Below are 16,544 nucleotides of genomic sequence, written 5' to 3'. Positions count from 1 at the left end.
CTCACGCCAGATCGGCGACCACCGCATCCAGCACCAGCATGCCGGCGGGCGTGGCGCGCAGGCGGTCCGGGCCGATGCGCTCGACCATGCCGTGGGCCCGCAATTCGGCTTCGCTTTCCGGGTCGATGTCGCGGCCGGTGAGCCGGCGCCAGCGGGCGAGGTCGATGCCTTCGGTGAGGCGCAGACCCATCAGCAGGAGCTCGTCCGCCTGTTCGGTCTCGGTCAGCAATTCGTCCGTGATGGCGCCGGAATCCCAGGCCTCGACCATCTTCAGCCAAGTTTCGGGCAACGGCTCGTTGGCGACGGCGTGGCGGCCGTCCTCGCCCATCATCCGGCCATGCGCGCCCGGGCCGATGCCGGCATAGAGGCCGTAGCGCCAGTAGGTGAGGTTGTGACGCGATTCGGCGCCCGGAACGGCGTGGTTGGAGATCTCGTAGGCGGGCAGGCCGCGGGTGGCGGTGAGCGACTGCGTCGCCTCGTAGAGATCGGCCGAGAGCTCGCCATCCGGGACGATGAGCTTGCCGGCCTTGTGCAGGGCGTGGAAGGCCGTGCCTTCCTCGATGGTCAGCTGGTAGAGCGACAGATGGTCGGCGGCGAGGTCGATCGCCTGGGTGAGTTCGGCTTCCCAGCCGGCGACGGTCTGCTCGGGCCGCGCGTAGATCAGGTCGAAGGAGAGGCGCGGGAAGGTGGCGCGGGCGAGCTCGATCGCGCCCAGTGCCTGTTCGACGTCGTGCAGCCGGCCGAGCCGCCGCAGGTCCCGGTCGTTCAGCGCCTGGACGCCCAGGGACACGCGGTTGACGCCGCTAGCGCGGTAGCCGCGGAAGCGCGTCGCCTCGACGCTCGACGGGTTCGCCTCCAGCGTCACCTCGGCGCCGTCGGCGACCGTCCAGCGCTCCGCGATCGCGTCGAGGATCCGCCCGACCGTCGCCGGCTCCATCAGCGAGGGGGTGCCGCCGCCGAGGAAGATCGAGGTGACGGTCTCGCCGGGCGAGCGGCGCGCCGCCTCGGCGATCTCCCGCTCGAAGGCCGCGGCATAGCGGTCCTGGTCGATCGGCTTCTGCCGGACATGGCTGTTGAAGTCGCAATAAGGGCATTTCGCCGCGCAGAACGGCCAGTGCACGTAGACGCCGAAGCCCGGATCGCGCGGAACCGGGGGAAAGGCGAGAACGCCGCCGCTCGGGGGCATGTGCAGGGTCATGTGGTGCCGAGCGCCTCGCGCGCGAATTTCTGGAACGCCCGCGCCCGGTGCGACAGCGCATCCGGCTGGCCGGGCTTCCAGGCGTGCTTTTCTAGCGACATCATCTCGCCGAAGGTGCGGTCCTGACCATCGGGCAGGAAGATCGGGTCGTAGCCGAAGCCGAGCGTGCCGCGCGGCGGCCAGACGCAGGTGCCATCGACCTCGCCGCGGAAGAAATGCCGCTCGCCGTTCGGCAGGGCAAGACACAAAACGGCGACGAAGGTCGCGCGGCGCTGCGCCGGCTCGGTCGCGCCGGTCGCCTGCAGCTTTTCCTCGACATTGCGCATCGCCATGGCGAAATCGCGCTCCGGCCCGCCCCAGCGCGCCGAATAGATGCCAGGATCGCCGCCCAGCGCCTCGATGGCGATGCCGGAATCGTCGGACAGCGACGGCAGTCCCGTCGCCTCGAGGGCGGCGAGCGCCTTGATCTCGGCATTTTCCTCGAAGGTCGTCCCGGTCTCTTCCGGATCGACGAGACCCTTGTCCTTGGCCGACACGACGGTGAAGCCGAACGGCTCCATGAGCTCGCGGATCTCCCAGATCTTGCCGACATTGTGGCTGGCGACGAGCAGTGGGCCGTCGGCGGGATCGAGCCGGTTCAAAGCTCGGCTCCGAGCGCCTCGCGCTGCATGGCGACCAGCTCGTTGATGCCCTTGCGCGCCAGGGCCAGCAGCTTCAGGAACTCGTCTTCCGAGAACGGCGCGCCTTCGGCCGTGCCCTGGATCTCGATGATCCCGCCGGCGCCGGTCATGACGAAATTCGCGTCGGTCTGGGCGGTGGAATCCTCCGGATAGTCGAGGTCGAGCACCGGTTCGCCATTGTAGATGCCGCAGGAGATCGCCGCGACATGGCTGGTCAGCACGTCCTTGCGCTTGACCATGGCGCGCGCCTCCATCCAGGCGAGGCAGTCGGCCAGCGCCACGAAGCCGCCGGTGATCGCCGCGGTGCGGGTGCCGCCATCGGCCTGGATCACGTCGCAGTCGACGGTGATCTGGCGCTCGCCCAGCGCCGGCAGGTCGACGACGGCGCGCAGCGAGCGGCCGATCAGGCGCTGGATCTCCTGGGTGCGGCCGGACTGCTTGCCGGACGCCGCCTCGCGGCGCATCCGGTCGCCGGTGGCGCGCGGCAGCATGCCGTATTCGGCGGTCACCCAGCCCTTGCCGGAATTGCGCAGCCAGCCGGGCACGCGCTCCTCGAGGCTGGCGGTGCACAGGACATGGGTATCGCCGAACTTCACCAGGCACGAGCCTTCGGCGTGACGGGAGAAGTTCCGCTCGAGGCTGACCGGCCTCAGCTGGTCGCCGGCGCGTTTGGATGGCCGCATGATATGTCCTGACGATCGGTCGATGGTTAAGGCTTAGTTGCTTCGGGTTGTGCCGGGCTTGTATCGGCGATGCGACGGGGGAGCAAAATAATTCCGGCGATCGGCGCGTCGCGAGGTCCAAGGCGACGCCGGGAGGGTGTCGTCGGCGCGATGACCGTCGATAAGCGTTGATTCCGGCGGAAATCGATGCCGCGGCGACGGCCGGGCAGGCTCCCCGCTTGGCGCGGGCGTCCGCGCTCCTTATAGTCGGACCATGCGGAAGAAATTTGCGACGTGATGACTGAATTCCGCCTTCCCGTCAGTGATTTGGCCGCGGCAGGGGCGCTGCCGCTCGACGACCGCTCGCGCGAGGTCTTCCGGCTGATCGTCGAAAGCTATCTCGACATCGGCGAGCCGGTCGGCTCGCGCATGCTGTCGCGGCTGATCACCAACTCGCTGTCGCCGGCCTCGATCCGCAACGTCATGAGCGATCTGGAGGCCCTGGGGCTGATCTATTCGCCGCATGTCAGCGCCGGGCGGATGCCGACGGAACTGGGCCTGCGCTTCTTCGTCGATGCGTTTCTCGAAGTCGGCGATCTCGGCTCGTCCGAGCGCGAGGAGATCGAGGAGAAGGTGCGGCTTTCCGGCGACGGCCGGCCGTTCGAATCACTCCTGACCGAGGCGAGCCAGCTCCTGTCCGGCCTGTCGCGCGGCGCCGGCATCGTCGTGACGTCGAAATCGGACCTGCGGCTCAAGCATATCGAGTTTATCCGGCTGGAGCCGCTGAAGGCGCTGGCCGTTCTGGTCGGCGAGAACGGCGAGGTGGAGAACCGCATCTTCGACCTGCCGGCCGGGGTCACCGCCTCGCAGCTCGTCGAGGCCGCCAATTTCCTCAACGCCCATGTCGTCGGGCGCACGCTGGGCGAGGCAAGCGAGCGGATCGGCCGGCTGAAGGACGACACTGCCAACGCGCTTGACGTCCTGTCGCGGGAACTGGTCGATCGCGGCCTCGCCGTCTGGTCCGGTGCCTCGGCCGACCAGCCGGCACGGCTGATCGTGCGCGGCCGCGCCAATCTCCTGGAGAACGTCACCGCCACCGAGGATCTCGACCGGCTGCGGCTGCTGTTCGACGATCTGGAGACCAAGAGCGGCATCATCGAGCTGCTCGACCTCGCAGAGACCGGCAATGGCGTGCGGATCTTCATCGGCTCGGAGAACAAGCTGTTCTCGCTGTCTGGCTCGTCGCTGGTGGTGGCGCCCTACAAGGGCGGGACCGAGGCGGTCATCGGCGCCGTCGGCGTCATCGGACCGACACGCCTCAACTACCGGCGGATCGTGCCGATGGTCGACTACACCGCCCGCATCGTCTCGCGGCTGCTCTCCAAGGGGGCAGCCGAGCGACAGGCTTGATTTTGCCGCCGGCCGCTTCGATATGCGGCACCGAAGACTTTTTTGCGCACGCAGCCTGCCACGTTTCCCCAAAGGGAGCGCGTCGGCGTCGCGGCGCCAGCCTGAGACGGGATTGAGGACGGAATGACGATCGAGAACGGCCAGCGCCACGAGAGCGAAACCGACGACGCGGCAGGCGAGACCCGGCCGGGCGCCGCCGAAGCCGAATACGCGGCAGCCGATGCTGCGTCGCAGGAGCCGTCGCCGAGCGGCTTTGCCGACCCGGATGCCGCGGCCGGCGCCGACGCCGAGCGGATCGCCAAGCTCGAGGCCGAGAACGCCGACGTCAAGGACCGGCTCCTGCGGCTCGCCGCCGACATGGAGAATCTGCGCCGGCGGACCGAGCGCGAGATCAAGGATGCGCGGACCTACGGCGTCACCGGCTTCGCCCGCGAGATGCTGTCGGTTGCCGACAATCTGCGCCGCGCCATCGAGGCGGTGCCGGCGGAAGCCAAGGCGCATGGCGACGACGGGCTGAACGCGCTGATCGACGGCGTCGAGGTCACCGAGCGCAGCCTCATCTCGGCGCTGGAGAAGCACGGCGTGAAGCGGCTCGACCCGGAAGGCCAGCGCTTCGACCCGAACTTCCACCAGGCGATGTTCGAGGTTCCCAACCCGGAAGTGCCGCACAACACCGTCGTGCAGGTCGTCCAGGCCGGCTACGCCATCGGCGACCGGGTGCTGCGCCCGGCCATGGTCGGCGTCTCCAAGGGCGGGCCGAAGCAGGCCGCCGGCGAGGCCAAGCCTGTCGAATAGGCTGAATCAGGGGCAGCTTTAAGAGTGGGATCGAGTGACAATGTTTCTGCCGTCCATTCGTAATCGAGAGCAGTAGGTGGGAGGCTTTTAATGGAGCACTTACAGGAATTTCTAGACCTACCGAGTGATCCTGAGGAGGCTTTTGCGGTTTATCAGAGCGAGAAATGGAAGCAGTTGAATGAGCGGCTTCGAGTTGAAAATCGACCTGATTGGTCGGTTGAACGTGAGTATGTTGACGCAATTATAGCGTTCGATGAAGTTTATAGCTTATCATTTTTCGATAACTATAAAGATGTTCCAAGTGACGATAATTTCTTTGGAAGTTACTATAAGCAATTTGTTCGCCTTTCTGCGAAATTGACTTTGAAGATAAATCTTGAAGCCGCACGTCGTATTAAGTCTTCAGGATCCGAAATAGTTGTTCTCGATCCGGCGTCGCGATCAGCAATTCGTCAACTTATCGACGCAATTCGACAGAATATTGACACTCTTAGTATTAGCGAAGAAAAGAGGCGTACTCTTTTTCGGAAGCTAAATGCGTTTGCAGCAGAGATCGATCAAAATCTAACGCGAGTTGAAGCGTTTAAATCTTTTGCTCTTGAAGTGAATCAAGCTGCTGCAAATGCCAGTGAGGAATGGCGACCGGTCTGGGAGCGAGTAGATCGCGTTCTTGGCATGTTGGATAGTGCGAAGCATTGGGTAGAGTCTTTACCGGCCTGGAGCGAGCGGAAAAAGCTTGAGGGGCCGAAAAAGCAATTGGCGGCGCCTCAAACCAAAGATCTGGAAGACGAGATTCCGTTTTAGCGATTAGAGTCGCGGCGGCGCCTTGCCCGCCGCGCGACAGGCGGAGGTGAGCGTGTTCGCCATCAGGAGCGCGATGGTCATCGGCCCGACGCCGCCCGGCACCGGCGTGATCGCCGCGGCCCTGGCGGCAGCCGACGCGTAGTCGACGTCGCCGACCAGCCGCGACTTGCCTTCGCCCTTTTCCGGCGCGGGCACCCGGTTGATCCCGACATCGATCACCACCGCGCCCTCCTTCACGTAGTCGCCGGTCAGCATCTCGGCCCGACCGACGGCCGCGACGAGAATGTCGGCGTTGCGGCAGACGGCGGCGAGGTCTTTCGTGCGCGAATGGGCGATGGTCACCGTGGCGTTGGCGGCCAGCAGCAGCTGCGCCATCGGCTTGCCGACGATGTTGGAGCGCCCGACCACCACTGCGTTGAGACCCGACAGATCGTCGCCCAGCGCCCCGCGGATCAGGATCATCGAGCCGGCCGGCGTGCAGGGTACGAAGGCCTTGTCGAGTGCGCCGGTGGCAAGCCGGCCGACATTGATCAGGTTGAACCCGTCGACGTCCTTGTCCGGGTCGATCGCCTCGATCACCCGTGCCTCGTCGATCTGCCTGGGCAGCGGCAGCTGGACGAGAATGCCGTGGATCGCGGGGTCGGCGTTGAGGCGTTCCACGACGGCGAGGAGGTCTGCTTCGCTCGTCTCGGCGGAAAGCTCGTGCTTGACCGAGTGGAAGCCGCACTCGCGGGCCATCTTCTCCTTCGAGCCGACATAGACCTGGCTCGCCGGGTCCGCGCCGACGATCACCACGGCAAGGCCGGGCTGCGGTCCGCCGTCGGCCGTCAGCGCCGTCGTTGCCGCCTTCACTCTGTCGATGATACCCGCCGCGACGGCCTTGCCGTCGATCCGCCGTGCTTCGGCCATGCCTGTCGTCCCTCGCCATTGCCGGTGCCGTTCGCTTCTTAGGCGAAGCGGCCGGCTGGGGGAAACCGGATTTTGCGGGGAGCGACTCCCGCGGCGTCTCCCGAGGGCCTAGCGGTTGGCGTGGGCCTCGAGCCCCTGCGGGTCGAGCACGATCAGCCAGCCGTCCTTCAGGTCGATCAGGCCGTGGCGCTGCCATTCCTTGAGGCAGCGATTGACGTTCTCGCGCGAGCTGCCGATCATCCGGGCCAGCTCGCCCTGCGCCAGCGACAGCTTCACCGGCTGGACCCGCGAGCGCTCCGCCGCATCGGCCGCCGCGCGGATCAGCGTCCGGGCGAGGCGGGCCGGCACTTCCAGGAAGGCAATCTCCGTCATCCGCTCCTCCGAGCGGCGCAGCCGGGCGCACAGCAACTCCAGCAGCCGCAGCGCGGCGTCGGCGTCGTGGCGGATCAGCGCGACGACGTCGCGCCGCTCCAGCACCAGGAGCTCGCAATTGGTCAGCGCCGTCGCGGCGGCGGAGCGTTCCTTGCCGTCGAGCATCGCGACCTCGCCGAACACCTCGCCCGCCGGCAGGTCCGCCAGGATGATCTCGCGGCCGCTTTCCATCGGCGCGGTGATCCGCACGACGCCGGCGGCGATGGCCATCATGCTCTGGCCCGGCGAGCCCATCTGGAAGATCGGTTCCTTTGCCGCGTAACGCTTGAAATAGGCGCGGGCGGCCAGTTCCTGGCGCGCCGCCTCGTCCAGCGACCGGAAGATCAGGCAGTCGCGCAGCAGCCGGATCTTGTCCGGGCCGGGCTTCGGTTCGACGATCGTCATGGCACCCCGCCTCCCTCGTTTCGCATGGCACAACGAGCCGGGCCCTCAGGCCGATGCGCTTGCGCTGTGACTGCCATCACAGGCCCGCGAGACCGATTGTGAGACCTTGACCCTGCGAGAGCAATGGCGCTCCGCGCCGGGGCCGACCCGGCACACCCAACCTTCGAGGTGGGTCATGGTCAAGACAATCTGTGCCCTCGTCTTCCTCTCCGCGATATTCGCGGCGGATGTCGCGAATGGCGGCGAGATGCAGCCGGGCCAGCCCGCCAGCATCGAGTTCGACGCGGTTCGCGGCTCGGCGGTCTACACGGCCGAAGCGAAGGGCTACCGCGTCGAGGCGACGCTGACCGGTCGCGGCAGCCCCGAGGCGATGCGCTTCGTGACGACGCTGGCCGATGGCCAGCGCGCCGTCATCGCCGTCCCCCGCGCCTTCGGCATGGCGTGGACCGAAGTCGAGTTCGCCAGGGCCGGCGACGTCGTGACGATCACCGCCCCCGGCGACCTGCAACTCCAGGCATTCGCAAACTGATCTTGTCGAAGAGGAGGGACTCTCGTGAGTGACATCAGCCTGACCCGATACCGGCGCCGCGCGCCGATGAGCATCGAACCCGCCAGGGCCCTCGCCATGGTCTGGTTCCAGCGCCACCGCCAGCGCACCGCGCTGGCTTCCCTGGACGACCGCCTGCTGGCCGATGTCGGCCTGTCGCGCGAAACCGCGCGGGGCGAATGCCGGAAGCCGTTCTGGCATGCGTGAGCGGCGGGAAAGTCGCGCCCGGCAGCGCCGGGCAGCCCGCAAGCAGGCGAACCGGCGGCAGGCGCTGCGCGCCCGCATCCGGATCACCGCCCGCACCCATGTGCGCCGCAGCCCGCGCGTTCGGCTGCGGCGCTACACCGGTTGCCCGTTCCTGGTCGCCGTGCCGGTCGGGCGGGTGCTTACAGGCTTGCCGCCGTTCGTGCAGCCTGGTCGTAGTGCCCGGAGAGAACGCGCATCAAGCGCGCGACGCTGGACATCGCTTCAGCCGAAACGCCGAGTTCGGCGGCGCCAGCGACAAGGATTCGCTCTCGTAGGTCTCGGTAGCGGCGGCAGGCGGCTTCGCCTTCGCTGGTAACCTGGACCAGCCGCTCCTTGCCGGATTTTTCGCGGGAAACGAGGCCCTTGGCCTCGAGCTTGCGGATGGCGTAGGTCGCCAGATGCGTGTCCTCGATGCCGAGGACGAGGCAGATGTCGGCAAGGCGCTTGGCCTTGCCGCGATGCGTCACGGTGTGGAGGACGAGGATCTCCGTCGCCGTCAGCCCCGGCTGGCCGGCGGCGGTCATGCAGCGCTCCATCCAGCGCTCGAAGGCGTGGCCGCAGAGGATCATCCCGAACTCGACCTCCGACAGCGCCGGCATGGCGCCATCGGCTAGATGCGCCGAGGAGACGATCGGGCCGAAGGGCGGCTCGGTTGCGTCCCTGTCCGCCATCTCAGCCGCCCGAGAACATCGTGCGCGGCAGGAACAGCGCGAGGTCGGGGAACAGCGCGAGCAGCACCACCATCAGCGCCAGAAGGCCGAAGAACGGCGCGGTGGCGGACGCGATCCTGAAGATGTTCTGCCCGGTCAGGCCCTGGATGACGAAGAGGTTGAAGCCGACCGGCGGGGTGATCTGCGCCATCTCGACGACGATCACCAGATAGATGCCGAACCAGATCAGGTCGAAGCCGGCCTCGGTCACCAGCGGCATGACGACGGAGGTGGTCAAGACGACCATCGAGATGCCGTCGAGGAAGCAGCCGAGCACCATGAAGAACAGCGTCAGCGCCGCCAGCAGCGCCAGCGGCGAGAGCTCCAGCGAGCCGATATAGGCGGCGAGTTCCCGCGGCAGGCCGGTGAATCCCATGGCCGTCGTCACCACGGCGGCGCCGGCGAGGATGAAGGCGATCATTGCGGAGACGCGCGTCGCCGCCATCAGGCTCTCGGTGAAGTTCGCCCGCGTCAGCATGCCCTGCGCCGCGGTGATGGCCAGCGCCAGCACGACCCCGATCACCGCCGCCTCGGTCGGCGAGGCGATGCCGCCATAGATCGAGCCGATGACGCCGGCGATGAGCAGGATCGTCGGCAGGATGCGGCGGAGCGAGCGGAAGGCGCTCTCCGGCGCGATCACGTCGGCCTCCGGCGGCATCAGCGACGGCCTGAGGGTGGCGACCAGCGCCACGTAGCCCATGAACAGCAGCGCCAGCACGATGCCCGGCACGACGCCGGCGATGAACAGCCGGGCGATCGACTGCTCCACCGCGGCACCATAGACGATCAGGATGATCGAGGGCGGGATCAGCAGGCCGAGCGTGCCGGCGCCGGCCAGCGAGCCGATGGCGATCCTGTCGTCGTAGCCGCGGCGCTTGAGCTCCGGCAGGGAGATCTTGCCGATCGTCTGGGTGGTCGCGGCGGAGGAGCCGGAAATCGCCGCGAAGATCGCGCAGCCGACGATGTTGACGTGGACGAGGCGGCCGGGCAGCCGGCGCATCAGCGGCGACAGGCCGGCGAAGAGGTCCTCCGACAGCTTGGAGCGGAACAGGATCTCGCCCATCCAGATGAACATCGGCAGGGCCGTCAGGTCCCAGGAGGTCGAGGCCGACCAGAAGGAGGTGGCGAGGATCTGCGCGTCCGGCAGGACCGGGCGGGTGAGCAGCGCCGCCAGGGCGGTCAAGGTCAAAGCGAGGGCGACCCAGAGGCCGGAGGCGAGCGCCGTGAACAGGACGGCGAGGACGATCAGCGAGACCTCGAACATGCCCATCAGACGCCGCCCCCGCTGCCGGCGATCCGGTCGCGCCCGGTGAAGGCCAGCACCGCCTCGTCGACCAGCGCGATGGTGAGGATCACGAGGCCCAGCGCGAGGGTCGCCTGCGGCAGCGCGAGCGGCACGGCGACCATGCCGTAGGAGACGTCGTTGAACGAGAAGCTCTTCAGCGCCAGCGCGCCGGTGGCGTAAGCGCCGAAGCCGGCGACCGCGGCGCCCACCAGCGCGACGATGCCATCGACGCCCTGGCGCAGCCCGTCGGGCAGCCGCGCGGTGACGAGGTCGACGCGGATGTGGACGTTCTTCGCCAGCGTGTCGGCCAGGGCCAGGAACGTTGCCCCGGCGAGCAGGAAGCCGGCGATCTCGGCCAGCGACGGCACGACGAAGCGGGTGGGGGTCAGGCCGGCCGCGACCAGCAGCACGTCGAGCGTGCGGGCGCCGACCTGGGCGGCCACCAGCAGCAATATGGCCAGCAGGCAGAGCGCCGCAACGCCCGCGGCGGCGCTGTAGAGCGTATCCAGTACTCGGCGCATCGGCGCTCCCGTGGGCGATCGGCGGGCAATGTCACGGCCGGGCGCATCGCTGCGCCCGGCCGCCGGTTCGTCTTACTGCTGGTAGGCTTCGACCAGGGCGGCGCCATCTTCGCCGGCGCTGGCCTTCCAGGCCTCGGTCAGCGTCGCGCCGATTTCCTGAAAGCCGCTGGTCAGCGCTTCCGAAGGCTCGGCGACGGTGATGCCGTTCTCGGCGAGCAGATCGGTGGTGCGCTTGGTCTCTTCCTCGGACGCCGCCCAGCCGCGGGTCTCGGCTTCGGCGGCCGCCTCGGTGATGGCGGTCTGCGCTTCGGCCGGCAGCGCGTCGAAGGCCGCCTGATTGACGATCACCATGTTGCGCGGGAGCCAGGCGTTCAGCGGGTAGTAATAGGAGAGGAAGTCCCAGGCCTGCGAATCGACGCCCGTCGACGGCGACGTCATCATCGCGGCGACGCGGCCGGTGGAGAAGGCGGTGGCGATGTCCGACGCCTCGATCTGCGTCGGCACCATGCCGGCGGCATTGGCGATCGCCTCGGTGGAGGTGTTGTAGGCACGGAAGCTGCGACCGGAGAGCGCCTCGACCGAATCGACGGCGTCCTTGGTGTAGAGGCCCTGCGGCGGCCACGGCACGGAGAACAGCAGCTTCAGCCCTTCGGCGGCGAGCACCTTTTCCATCAGCGGCTTCTGGACGTCGTAGAGCTTGCGGGCGTCCTCGTAGCTGGTGGCGAGGAACGGCACGGAATCGGCGCCGAAGATGGCGTTCTCGTTCTCCAGCCGCGAGACCAGCGTCTCGCCGATCGGCACGATGCCGTCGCGGACCGAGCTCTTGATGTCCGGATGCTTGATCAGCGACTGGTTGAAGTGCGGCGTGATGGCGACGGCGTCGCCGGCGGCCTCGTTCACCTCGGCGATGAAGGTCGCGATGTTCTTTTCATGGAAATTGCCCTCCGGGTAGGGCGTCGGCATGTCCCAGGCGGTCTGGGCGAGGGCGATGCCCGGAAGGGCCGTGGCGACGGTGGCAAGAAGGAACGTGCGCAGATGCTTCATGGCGATCTCCCGTGACAAATGATGCGCAAGATTTCCACGAAAATTGCCACCGGTCAAACACGCTGATAATCTGCCGATAGTTTATCGATAACAGCTCAAAATAGTGGCGGAGTGCCGAACATGCAGGCAGTGGCGAACGGCAAATGGGACTTCTGGGTCGATCGTGGCGGCACCTTCACCGACGTGATCGGCCGGGCCCCTGACGGAACGCTGACGCCGAAGAAGCTGCTGTCGGAAAACCCCGGCGTCTACGACGACGCGGCGCTGGAAGGCATCCGGGACCTGCTGGGGCTGGAGCCCGGCGCCGCGATCCCGCCCGGCCGCATCGGCACGGTGCGCATGGGCACGACCGTCGCCACCAACGCGCTGCTGGAGCGCAAGGGCGACCGCACGCTGCTGCTGATCACGCGCGGCTTCCGCGACGCGCTGAAGATCGCCTACCAGGCCCGGCCGGACATCTTCGCCAAGGAGATCATCCTGCCGGAACAGCTCTACGAGCGGGTGGACGAGATCGCCGAGCGGGTGCTCGCCGACGGGACGATCGAAGCCGAACTCGACGAGGCCGGCACGCGCGAGGCGCTCGCTGCGGCAAAGGCCGACGGCATCGATGCCGTCGCCATCGTCTTCATGCATTCCTGGCATTTCCCGGCGCACGAGCAGCGTGCCCGCCAGCTCGCCGAGGAGGCCGGCTTTTCGCAGATCTCGGTGAGCCACGAGGTCTCGCCGCTGGTTAAGATCGTCGGCCGCGGCGACACGACGGTGGTCGACGCGTATCTGACGCCGATCCTTGCCCGCTACGTCCGCAAGGTGTCGGGCGCGCTCGGCGCCGATGCCGGCGACGCGGCGGCGCCGTCGCTGCAGTTCATGATGTCGTCGGGCGGCCTCACCGCCGCCGACCTCTTCCAGGGCAAGGACGCGATCCTTTCGGGCCCCGCCGGCGGCGTCGTCGGCATGGCCGAGACCGCCAAGCTCGCCGGCGAGGAAAAGGTCATCGGCTTCGACATGGGCGGCACCTCCACCGACGTGACGCACTATGCCGGTACCTACGAGCGGGCGCTGGATTCGGAAGTCGCGGGCGTGCGCATCCGCGCGCCGATGATGCGCATCCACACCGTGGCCGCCGGCGGCGGTTCGATCCTGCATCTCGACCAGGGCCGGTTCCAGGTCGGGCCGGATTCCGCCGGCGCCAATCCGGGCCCGGCCTCCTACGGCAAAGGCGGGCCGCTCACCGTCACCGACGCCAACGTCATGGTCGGCAAGCTGAAGCCGGAGCTGTTCCCGGCGGTGTTCGGGCCGGGGCAGGACCAGCGGCTCGACGCGGGAATCGTCCGCGAGAAGTTCGAGGCGCTGGCCGCCGGCATCGGCGAGGGCCGCGATCCGCGCGCCGTGGCGGAAGGGTTCCTCACCATCGCCGTCGAGAACATGGCCAACGCCATCAAGAAGATCTCGGTGCAGCGCGGCTACGACGTCTCGGGCTATCTGCTCAACTCCTTCGGCGGCGCCGGCGGCCAGCATGCCTGCCTCGTCGCCGACGCGCTCTCCATGGAGCGGGTGCTGATCCATCCGATGTCGGGGCTGCTCTCGGCCTACGGCATCGGCCTTTCCTCGCTGTTCGCGACCAAGAACCAGGCGCTGGTGGCGCCGCTGGCCGAGGACACGAAGGCCGAGATCGAGGCGCTCGCTGATCGCCTGGCGGCCGCCGTCGAGGCGGAACTCGCCGGCCAGGGCGTCGCCGCCGCCCAGGTCGACCGCACGGTGCTGCTGCAGCTGCGCTACGATGGCACCGATACGACGTTGCCGGTGCCCTACGCGGGCGACCTCGCGGCGGCCCGCAGCGGCTTCGAGGTGGCGCACCGGGCGCAGTTCGGCTTCATCTACGAGAACCGGCCGATCGTCGTCGAGAACGTCACGGTCGAGGCGGCCGAGCGCCGCGACGAGGCCGAGGCGGGCACCGCGGCCGACGCCGCGACCTATCGTCCAGAGCCCACGGAGACTGGCCGCATCTACACCGGCGGCGCCGAGCACGATGCGGCGATCTTCCGCCGCGAGGCGCTGCGGCCGGGTGCGCGCATCGCCGGCCCGGCGCTGATCGTCGAGGCGAACCAGACCATCGTCGTCGAGCCCGGCTGGGCCGCCGAGCTGACCGCGCGCGACGACTTCCTGCTGTCGCGCACCGAGCGCAAGCCGCGCCATGCGGCGCTCGGCACGGCCAAGGCGGGGACCGGGGGCGAGGCGGACGAAGGCGCCGATCCGGTGCTGCTCGAGGTCTTCAACAACCTCTTCATGTCGATCGCCGAGCAGATGGGCGTGACGCTGCAGAACACCGCCTCCTCGGTCAACATCAAGGAGCGGCTCGACTTCTCCTGCGCCGTCTTCGACGCCACCGGCGCACTGGTCGCCAACGCCCCGCACATGCCGGTGCATCTGGGCTCAATGGACCGCTCGGTGGAGACGATCATCACGCTCAACGAGGGCAAGATCCGGCCGGGCGACGTCTTCGCGCTGAACGCGCCCTACAATGGCGGCACGCATCTGCCGGACATCACCGTGGTGACGCCGGTATTCGACGAGCAAGAGGCGTCGAGTGCCGAAGGCACGAGGGGGATCAAAGGAGAGCCCAAGATCCTCTTCTACGTCGCCTCGCGCGGTCACCACGCCGATGTCGGCGGCATCGCGCCGGGCTCGATGACGCCGCGGGCGACGCGGGTCGACGAGGAGGGCGTGCTGATCGACAATCTGCGGCTGGTCGATGGCGGCGTCTTCCAGGAGGACGAGCTCCGCCACGTGCTGACCGACCACCAGTATCCGGCCCGCAATCCCGACCAGAACATCGCCGATCTCAAGGCGCAGATCGCCGCCAACGAGAAGGGCGTCGCGGAACTGCGCCGCATGGTCGAGACCTTCGGGCTCGAAACGGTCGACGCCTACATGGCCTATGTCCAGGACAACGCCGCCGAGGCGGTCCGCCAGCTCATCGACGGGCTGGAAGACTGCGAATGCGACTACCCGACCGACAGCGGCCAGGTGATCCGGGTGAAGATCACCGTCGACCGCGCCGCGAGAGAGGTGACGGTGGACTTCACCGGCACCTCGCCGTCGATGGGCAACAATTTCAACGCGCCCGAGCCGGTGACGCGGGCGGCGGTGCTCTACGTCTTCCGGGTCATGGTGGAAAAGCCGATCCCGATGAATGCCGGCTGCCTGCGGCCGGTCAGGATCGTCGTGCCGGAAGGCTCGATGCTGAAGCCGCGCTACCCGGCGGCGGTCGTCGCCGGCAATGTCGAGACCTCGCAGCACGTCACCAACGCGCTGTTCCAGGCGCTGGGCGCGCTGGCGAACTCGGAGGGGACGATGAACAACCTCACCTTCGGCGACGCCCGCTACCAGTATTACGAGACGATCTGCTCGGGCTCGCCCGCCGGCCGCATGAACGACGGCCGGTCCTTCGCCGGAACCTCGGGCGTCCATGTCCACATGACCAATTCGCGGCTCACCGACCCCGAGATCCTCGAGATGCGCTACCCGGTGGTGCTCGAGGACTTCCACATCCGAGCCGGCTCCGGCGGCGACGGCGAAAAGCGCGGCGGCGACGGGACGAAGCGCACCATCCGCTTCCTGCAGCAGATGGACTGCGCCATCCTCTCCTCGCACCGCACGCTGCCGCCCAAGGGCATCGCCGGCGGCGGCGACGGCGAGATGGGCCGCACCGAGGTCCGTCGCCTCGACGGAAGGCTGGAGCGCCTGGAAGGCTGCGACCAGACCGTGCTGGAGGCCGGCGAGGCGGTGATCGTCACGACGCCGACGCCCGGCGGCTACGGACGCGGGTGACGAGGGCGGTCGGGCGCCGGCGAATGATCGGATACGGGGCGCGGGGCTTGCTGGACCTCGCGCCCCGCCCATTTGAAGCTCCGGGCAGATCACGGAGTCGTCACCATGCAGCTTGATGGCAATGTCGCCGTCGTCACCGGGGCCGGCTCCGGCATCGGCCGGGCAATCGCCGAGGCGTTTGCGCGCCAGGGCGCCCGGGTCGCGGTCTGCGACATCGACGCAGACGGCGCCCATGCCACGGTCGGCGCCATCGAAGCCGCCGGCGGCGAGGCCATTGCGATCGACATGGATGTCACAGACCAGGCGGCCGTCGATGCCGGCGTCGACCGGGCGGCCCAGCATTTCGGCCGGATCGACACCATGGTTTCCAACGCCGGTATCCAGATCGTCCACCCGATCGAGGAATTCTCCTATGCCGAATTCCGCAAGCTGGTGACGATCCATCTCGACGGATCGTTCCTGCTGACCAAAGCTTGCGTCCGGCACATGTACCCGCAGCGCTCAGGATCGCTGATCTACATGGGCTCGGTGCACAGCTACGAGGCCTCGGCGCTGAAATCGGCCTATGTCGCGGCCAAGCACGGCATACTGGGCCTCGCCCGGGTGATGGCGAAGGAGGGCGGCAAGCACGGCGTGCGCGCCAACACCATCTGCCCGGGCTTCGTCAAGACGCCGCTGGTCGAGCGGCAGATCCCCGAACAGGCGGCGAGCCTCGGCATCCCGGAGGACGAGGTCGTCAGCCGCGTGATGCTCGGCAACACCGTCGACCAGGAATTCACCACCATGGAGGACGTGGCCGCGGTGGCCGTCTTCCTCGCCGGATTTCCATCCAATGCGCTCACCGGTCAGTCGATCGTCCCGAGCCATGGCTGGCACATGGTCTGACGGCCGGCCCGTCCTAGCTACAAACCCCGGAGGACTTATCCCATGGAAATCATTTCCCTGCAGCCCATCGTCGCCCTGATCGCCGGTATCCTCATTTTGGTGATCCCGCGGCTGCTCAACTACATCGTCGCCTTCTATCTGATCTTCATCGGGCTCGTCGGCCTGTTCCCCGGCATCTTCGACGGGCTCGGTTCCCTTGGCTGA

At 67.8% G+C, this 16,544-nt stretch carries 17 protein-coding genes; 8 read left to right on the top strand and 9 right to left on the bottom strand.

What is annotated here, in order from left to right:
• Position 1: 1 nt before the first annotated feature.
• The 3 genes from hemW to rph are packed head-to-tail and all read right to left on the bottom strand — an operon-like array spanning position 2 to position 2,561.
• Complete coding sequence (gene hemW / locus GTW51_RS16570; RefSeq protein WP_163045142.1) at positions 2-1,198, bottom strand: radical SAM family heme chaperone HemW; 1,197 nt, start codon at positions 1,196-1,198, stop codon at positions 2-4.
• Complete coding sequence (gene rdgB, locus GTW51_RS16565; protein WP_163045141.1) at positions 1,195-1,839, bottom strand: RdgB/HAM1 family non-canonical purine NTP pyrophosphatase; 645 nt, start codon at positions 1,837-1,839, stop codon at positions 1,195-1,197. The genes hemW and rdgB overlap by 4 nt, the downstream gene beginning before the upstream one ends.
• Positions 1,836-2,561: a ribonuclease PH gene (gene rph / locus GTW51_RS16560; RefSeq protein WP_163045140.1), complete on the bottom strand. Its 726-nt coding sequence runs from the start codon at positions 2,559-2,561 to the stop codon at positions 1,836-1,838. The genes rdgB and rph overlap by 4 nt, the downstream gene beginning before the upstream one ends.
• Positions 2,562-2,837: 276 nt before the next feature.
• Here rph and hrcA point away from each other — a divergent pair, with 276 nt between their 5' ends.
• From hrcA to GTW51_RS16545, 3 genes are all read left to right on the top strand, one after another.
• A complete protein-coding gene (hrcA, locus tag GTW51_RS16555) occupies positions 2,838-3,950 on the top strand; it encodes a heat-inducible transcriptional repressor HrcA (RefSeq protein ID WP_163045139.1) in 1,113 nt (370 codons plus the stop codon).
• 123 nt (positions 3,951-4,073) lie between these two features.
• Positions 4,074-4,745, top strand: a complete 672-nt coding sequence (grpE, locus tag GTW51_RS16550; RefSeq protein ID WP_163045138.1) for a nucleotide exchange factor GrpE — start codon at positions 4,074-4,076, stop codon at positions 4,743-4,745.
• Between the two features lie 90 nt (positions 4,746-4,835).
• Positions 4,836-5,549 (top strand): hypothetical protein, encoded by a 714-nt coding sequence (locus GTW51_RS16545; RefSeq protein ID WP_163045137.1) that lies wholly within the window; start codon positions 4,836-4,838, stop codon positions 5,547-5,549.
• A gap of 3 nt (positions 5,550-5,552) precedes the next feature.
• On the opposite strand, the gene folD is transcribed toward GTW51_RS16545, so the two are convergent.
• The gene (gene folD, locus GTW51_RS16540) at positions 5,553-6,458 is read right to left on the bottom strand and encodes a bifunctional methylenetetrahydrofolate dehydrogenase/methenyltetrahydrofolate cyclohydrolase FolD (RefSeq protein ID WP_163045136.1); all 906 of its coding nucleotides are present in this window, start codon (positions 6,456-6,458) and stop codon (positions 5,553-5,555) included.
• A 108-nt stretch (positions 6,459-6,566) separates the two neighbouring features.
• A complete protein-coding gene (locus GTW51_RS16535; protein ID WP_163045135.1) occupies positions 6,567-7,274 on the bottom strand; it encodes a Crp/Fnr family transcriptional regulator in 708 nt (235 codons plus the stop codon).
• Between the two features lie 175 nt (positions 7,275-7,449).
• Between GTW51_RS16535 and GTW51_RS16530 the strand changes: the two genes are divergently transcribed.
• Both GTW51_RS16530 and GTW51_RS24535 read left to right on the top strand, forming a co-directional pair.
• A complete protein-coding gene (locus tag GTW51_RS16530; protein WP_163045134.1) occupies positions 7,450-7,803 on the top strand; it encodes a hypothetical protein in 354 nt (117 codons plus the stop codon).
• Positions 7,804-7,827: 24 nt separating this feature from the next.
• Positions 7,828-8,028, top strand: a complete 201-nt coding sequence (locus GTW51_RS24535; protein WP_203566131.1) for a YjiS-like domain-containing protein — start codon at positions 7,828-7,830, stop codon at positions 8,026-8,028.
• Positions 8,029-8,207: 179 nt separating this feature from the next.
• Here GTW51_RS24535 and GTW51_RS16520 read toward each other — a convergent pair whose 3' ends face one another.
• The 4 genes from GTW51_RS16520 to GTW51_RS16505 all read right to left on the bottom strand — a co-directional run bounded on the left by GTW51_RS16520 (position 8,208) and on the right by GTW51_RS16505 (position 11,627).
• Positions 8,208-8,738 (bottom strand): winged helix DNA-binding protein, encoded by a 531-nt coding sequence (locus GTW51_RS16520; RefSeq protein WP_163045133.1) that lies wholly within the window; start codon positions 8,736-8,738, stop codon positions 8,208-8,210.
• Between the two features lies 1 nt (position 8,739).
• The gene (locus tag GTW51_RS16515) at positions 8,740-10,047 is read right to left on the bottom strand and encodes a TRAP transporter large permease (RefSeq protein WP_163045132.1); all 1,308 of its coding nucleotides are present in this window, start codon (positions 10,045-10,047) and stop codon (positions 8,740-8,742) included.
• A complete protein-coding gene (locus tag GTW51_RS16510; RefSeq protein ID WP_163045131.1) occupies positions 10,047-10,583 on the bottom strand; it encodes a TRAP transporter small permease in 537 nt (178 codons plus the stop codon). The genes GTW51_RS16515 and GTW51_RS16510 overlap by 1 nt, the downstream gene beginning before the upstream one ends.
• A 72-nt stretch (positions 10,584-10,655) precedes the next feature.
• On the bottom strand, positions 10,656-11,627 hold the full coding sequence (locus GTW51_RS16505) for a TRAP transporter substrate-binding protein (protein ID WP_163045130.1): 972 nt from the start codon (positions 11,625-11,627) through the stop codon (positions 10,656-10,658).
• Between the two features lie 120 nt (positions 11,628-11,747).
• On the opposite strand from GTW51_RS16505, the gene GTW51_RS16500 reads away from it, so the two are divergent.
• The 3 genes from GTW51_RS16500 (at position 11,748) to GTW51_RS16490 (ending at position 16,544) form a co-directional block, all read left to right on the top strand.
• Positions 11,748-15,455, top strand: coding sequence for a hydantoinase B/oxoprolinase family protein (locus tag GTW51_RS16500; RefSeq protein WP_163045129.1), 3,708 nt, complete (start codon positions 11,748-11,750; stop codon positions 15,453-15,455).
• Positions 15,456-15,560: 105 nt separating this feature from the next.
• Positions 15,561-16,340, top strand: coding sequence for a 3-hydroxybutyrate dehydrogenase (locus tag GTW51_RS16495; RefSeq protein WP_163045128.1), 780 nt, complete (start codon positions 15,561-15,563; stop codon positions 16,338-16,340).
• A 42-nt stretch (positions 16,341-16,382) separates the two neighbouring features.
• Positions 16,383-16,544: a DUF3096 domain-containing protein gene (locus GTW51_RS16490; protein ID WP_163045127.1), complete on the top strand. Its 162-nt coding sequence runs from the start codon at positions 16,383-16,385 to the stop codon at positions 16,542-16,544.

This window comes from Aurantimonas aggregata, assembly GCF_010500835.1.
GTDB classification, from domain to species: domain Bacteria; phylum Pseudomonadota; class Alphaproteobacteria; order Rhizobiales; family Rhizobiaceae; genus Aurantimonas; species Aurantimonas aggregata.
This window is presented reverse-complemented; position numbering and strand designations above follow the sequence as displayed.

Bases quoted from the DNA above. Each gene is read 5' to 3' on its own strand.
- hemW (WP_163045142.1), bottom strand. From the start codon at position 1,198: ATGACCCTGCACATGCCCCCGAGCGGCGGCGTTCTCGCCTTTCCCCCG.
- hrcA (WP_163045139.1), top strand. From the start codon at position 2,838: ATGACTGAATTCCGCCTTCCCGTCAGTGATTTGGCCGCGGCAGGGGCG.
- rph (WP_163045140.1), bottom strand. From the start codon at position 2,561: ATGCGGCCATCCAAACGCGCCGGCGACCAGCTGAGGCCGGTCAGCCTC.
- GTW51_RS16505 (WP_163045130.1), bottom strand. From the start codon at position 11,627: ATGAAGCATCTGCGCACGTTCCTTCTTGCCACCGTCGCCACGGCCCTT.
- GTW51_RS16530 (WP_163045134.1), top strand. From the start codon at position 7,450: ATGGTCAAGACAATCTGTGCCCTCGTCTTCCTCTCCGCGATATTCGCG.
- GTW51_RS16500 (WP_163045129.1), top strand. From the start codon at position 11,748: ATGCAGGCAGTGGCGAACGGCAAATGGGACTTCTGGGTCGATCGTGGC.
- GTW51_RS16520 (WP_163045133.1), bottom strand. From the start codon at position 8,738: ATGGCGGACAGGGACGCAACCGAGCCGCCCTTCGGCCCGATCGTCTCC.
- GTW51_RS16515 (WP_163045132.1), bottom strand. From the start codon at position 10,047: ATGGGCATGTTCGAGGTCTCGCTGATCGTCCTCGCCGTCCTGTTCACG.
- GTW51_RS16490 (WP_163045127.1), top strand. From the start codon at position 16,383: ATGGAAATCATTTCCCTGCAGCCCATCGTCGCCCTGATCGCCGGTATC.
- GTW51_RS16510 (WP_163045131.1), bottom strand. From the start codon at position 10,583: ATGCGCCGAGTACTGGATACGCTCTACAGCGCCGCCGCGGGCGTTGCG.
- folD (WP_163045136.1), bottom strand. From the start codon at position 6,458: ATGGCCGAAGCACGGCGGATCGACGGCAAGGCCGTCGCGGCGGGTATC.
- GTW51_RS16495 (WP_163045128.1), top strand. From the start codon at position 15,561: ATGCAGCTTGATGGCAATGTCGCCGTCGTCACCGGGGCCGGCTCCGGC.
- grpE (WP_163045138.1), top strand. From the start codon at position 4,074: ATGACGATCGAGAACGGCCAGCGCCACGAGAGCGAAACCGACGACGCG.
- GTW51_RS16535 (WP_163045135.1), bottom strand. From the start codon at position 7,274: ATGACGATCGTCGAACCGAAGCCCGGCCCGGACAAGATCCGGCTGCTG.
- GTW51_RS16545 (WP_163045137.1), top strand. From the start codon at position 4,836: ATGGAGCACTTACAGGAATTTCTAGACCTACCGAGTGATCCTGAGGAG.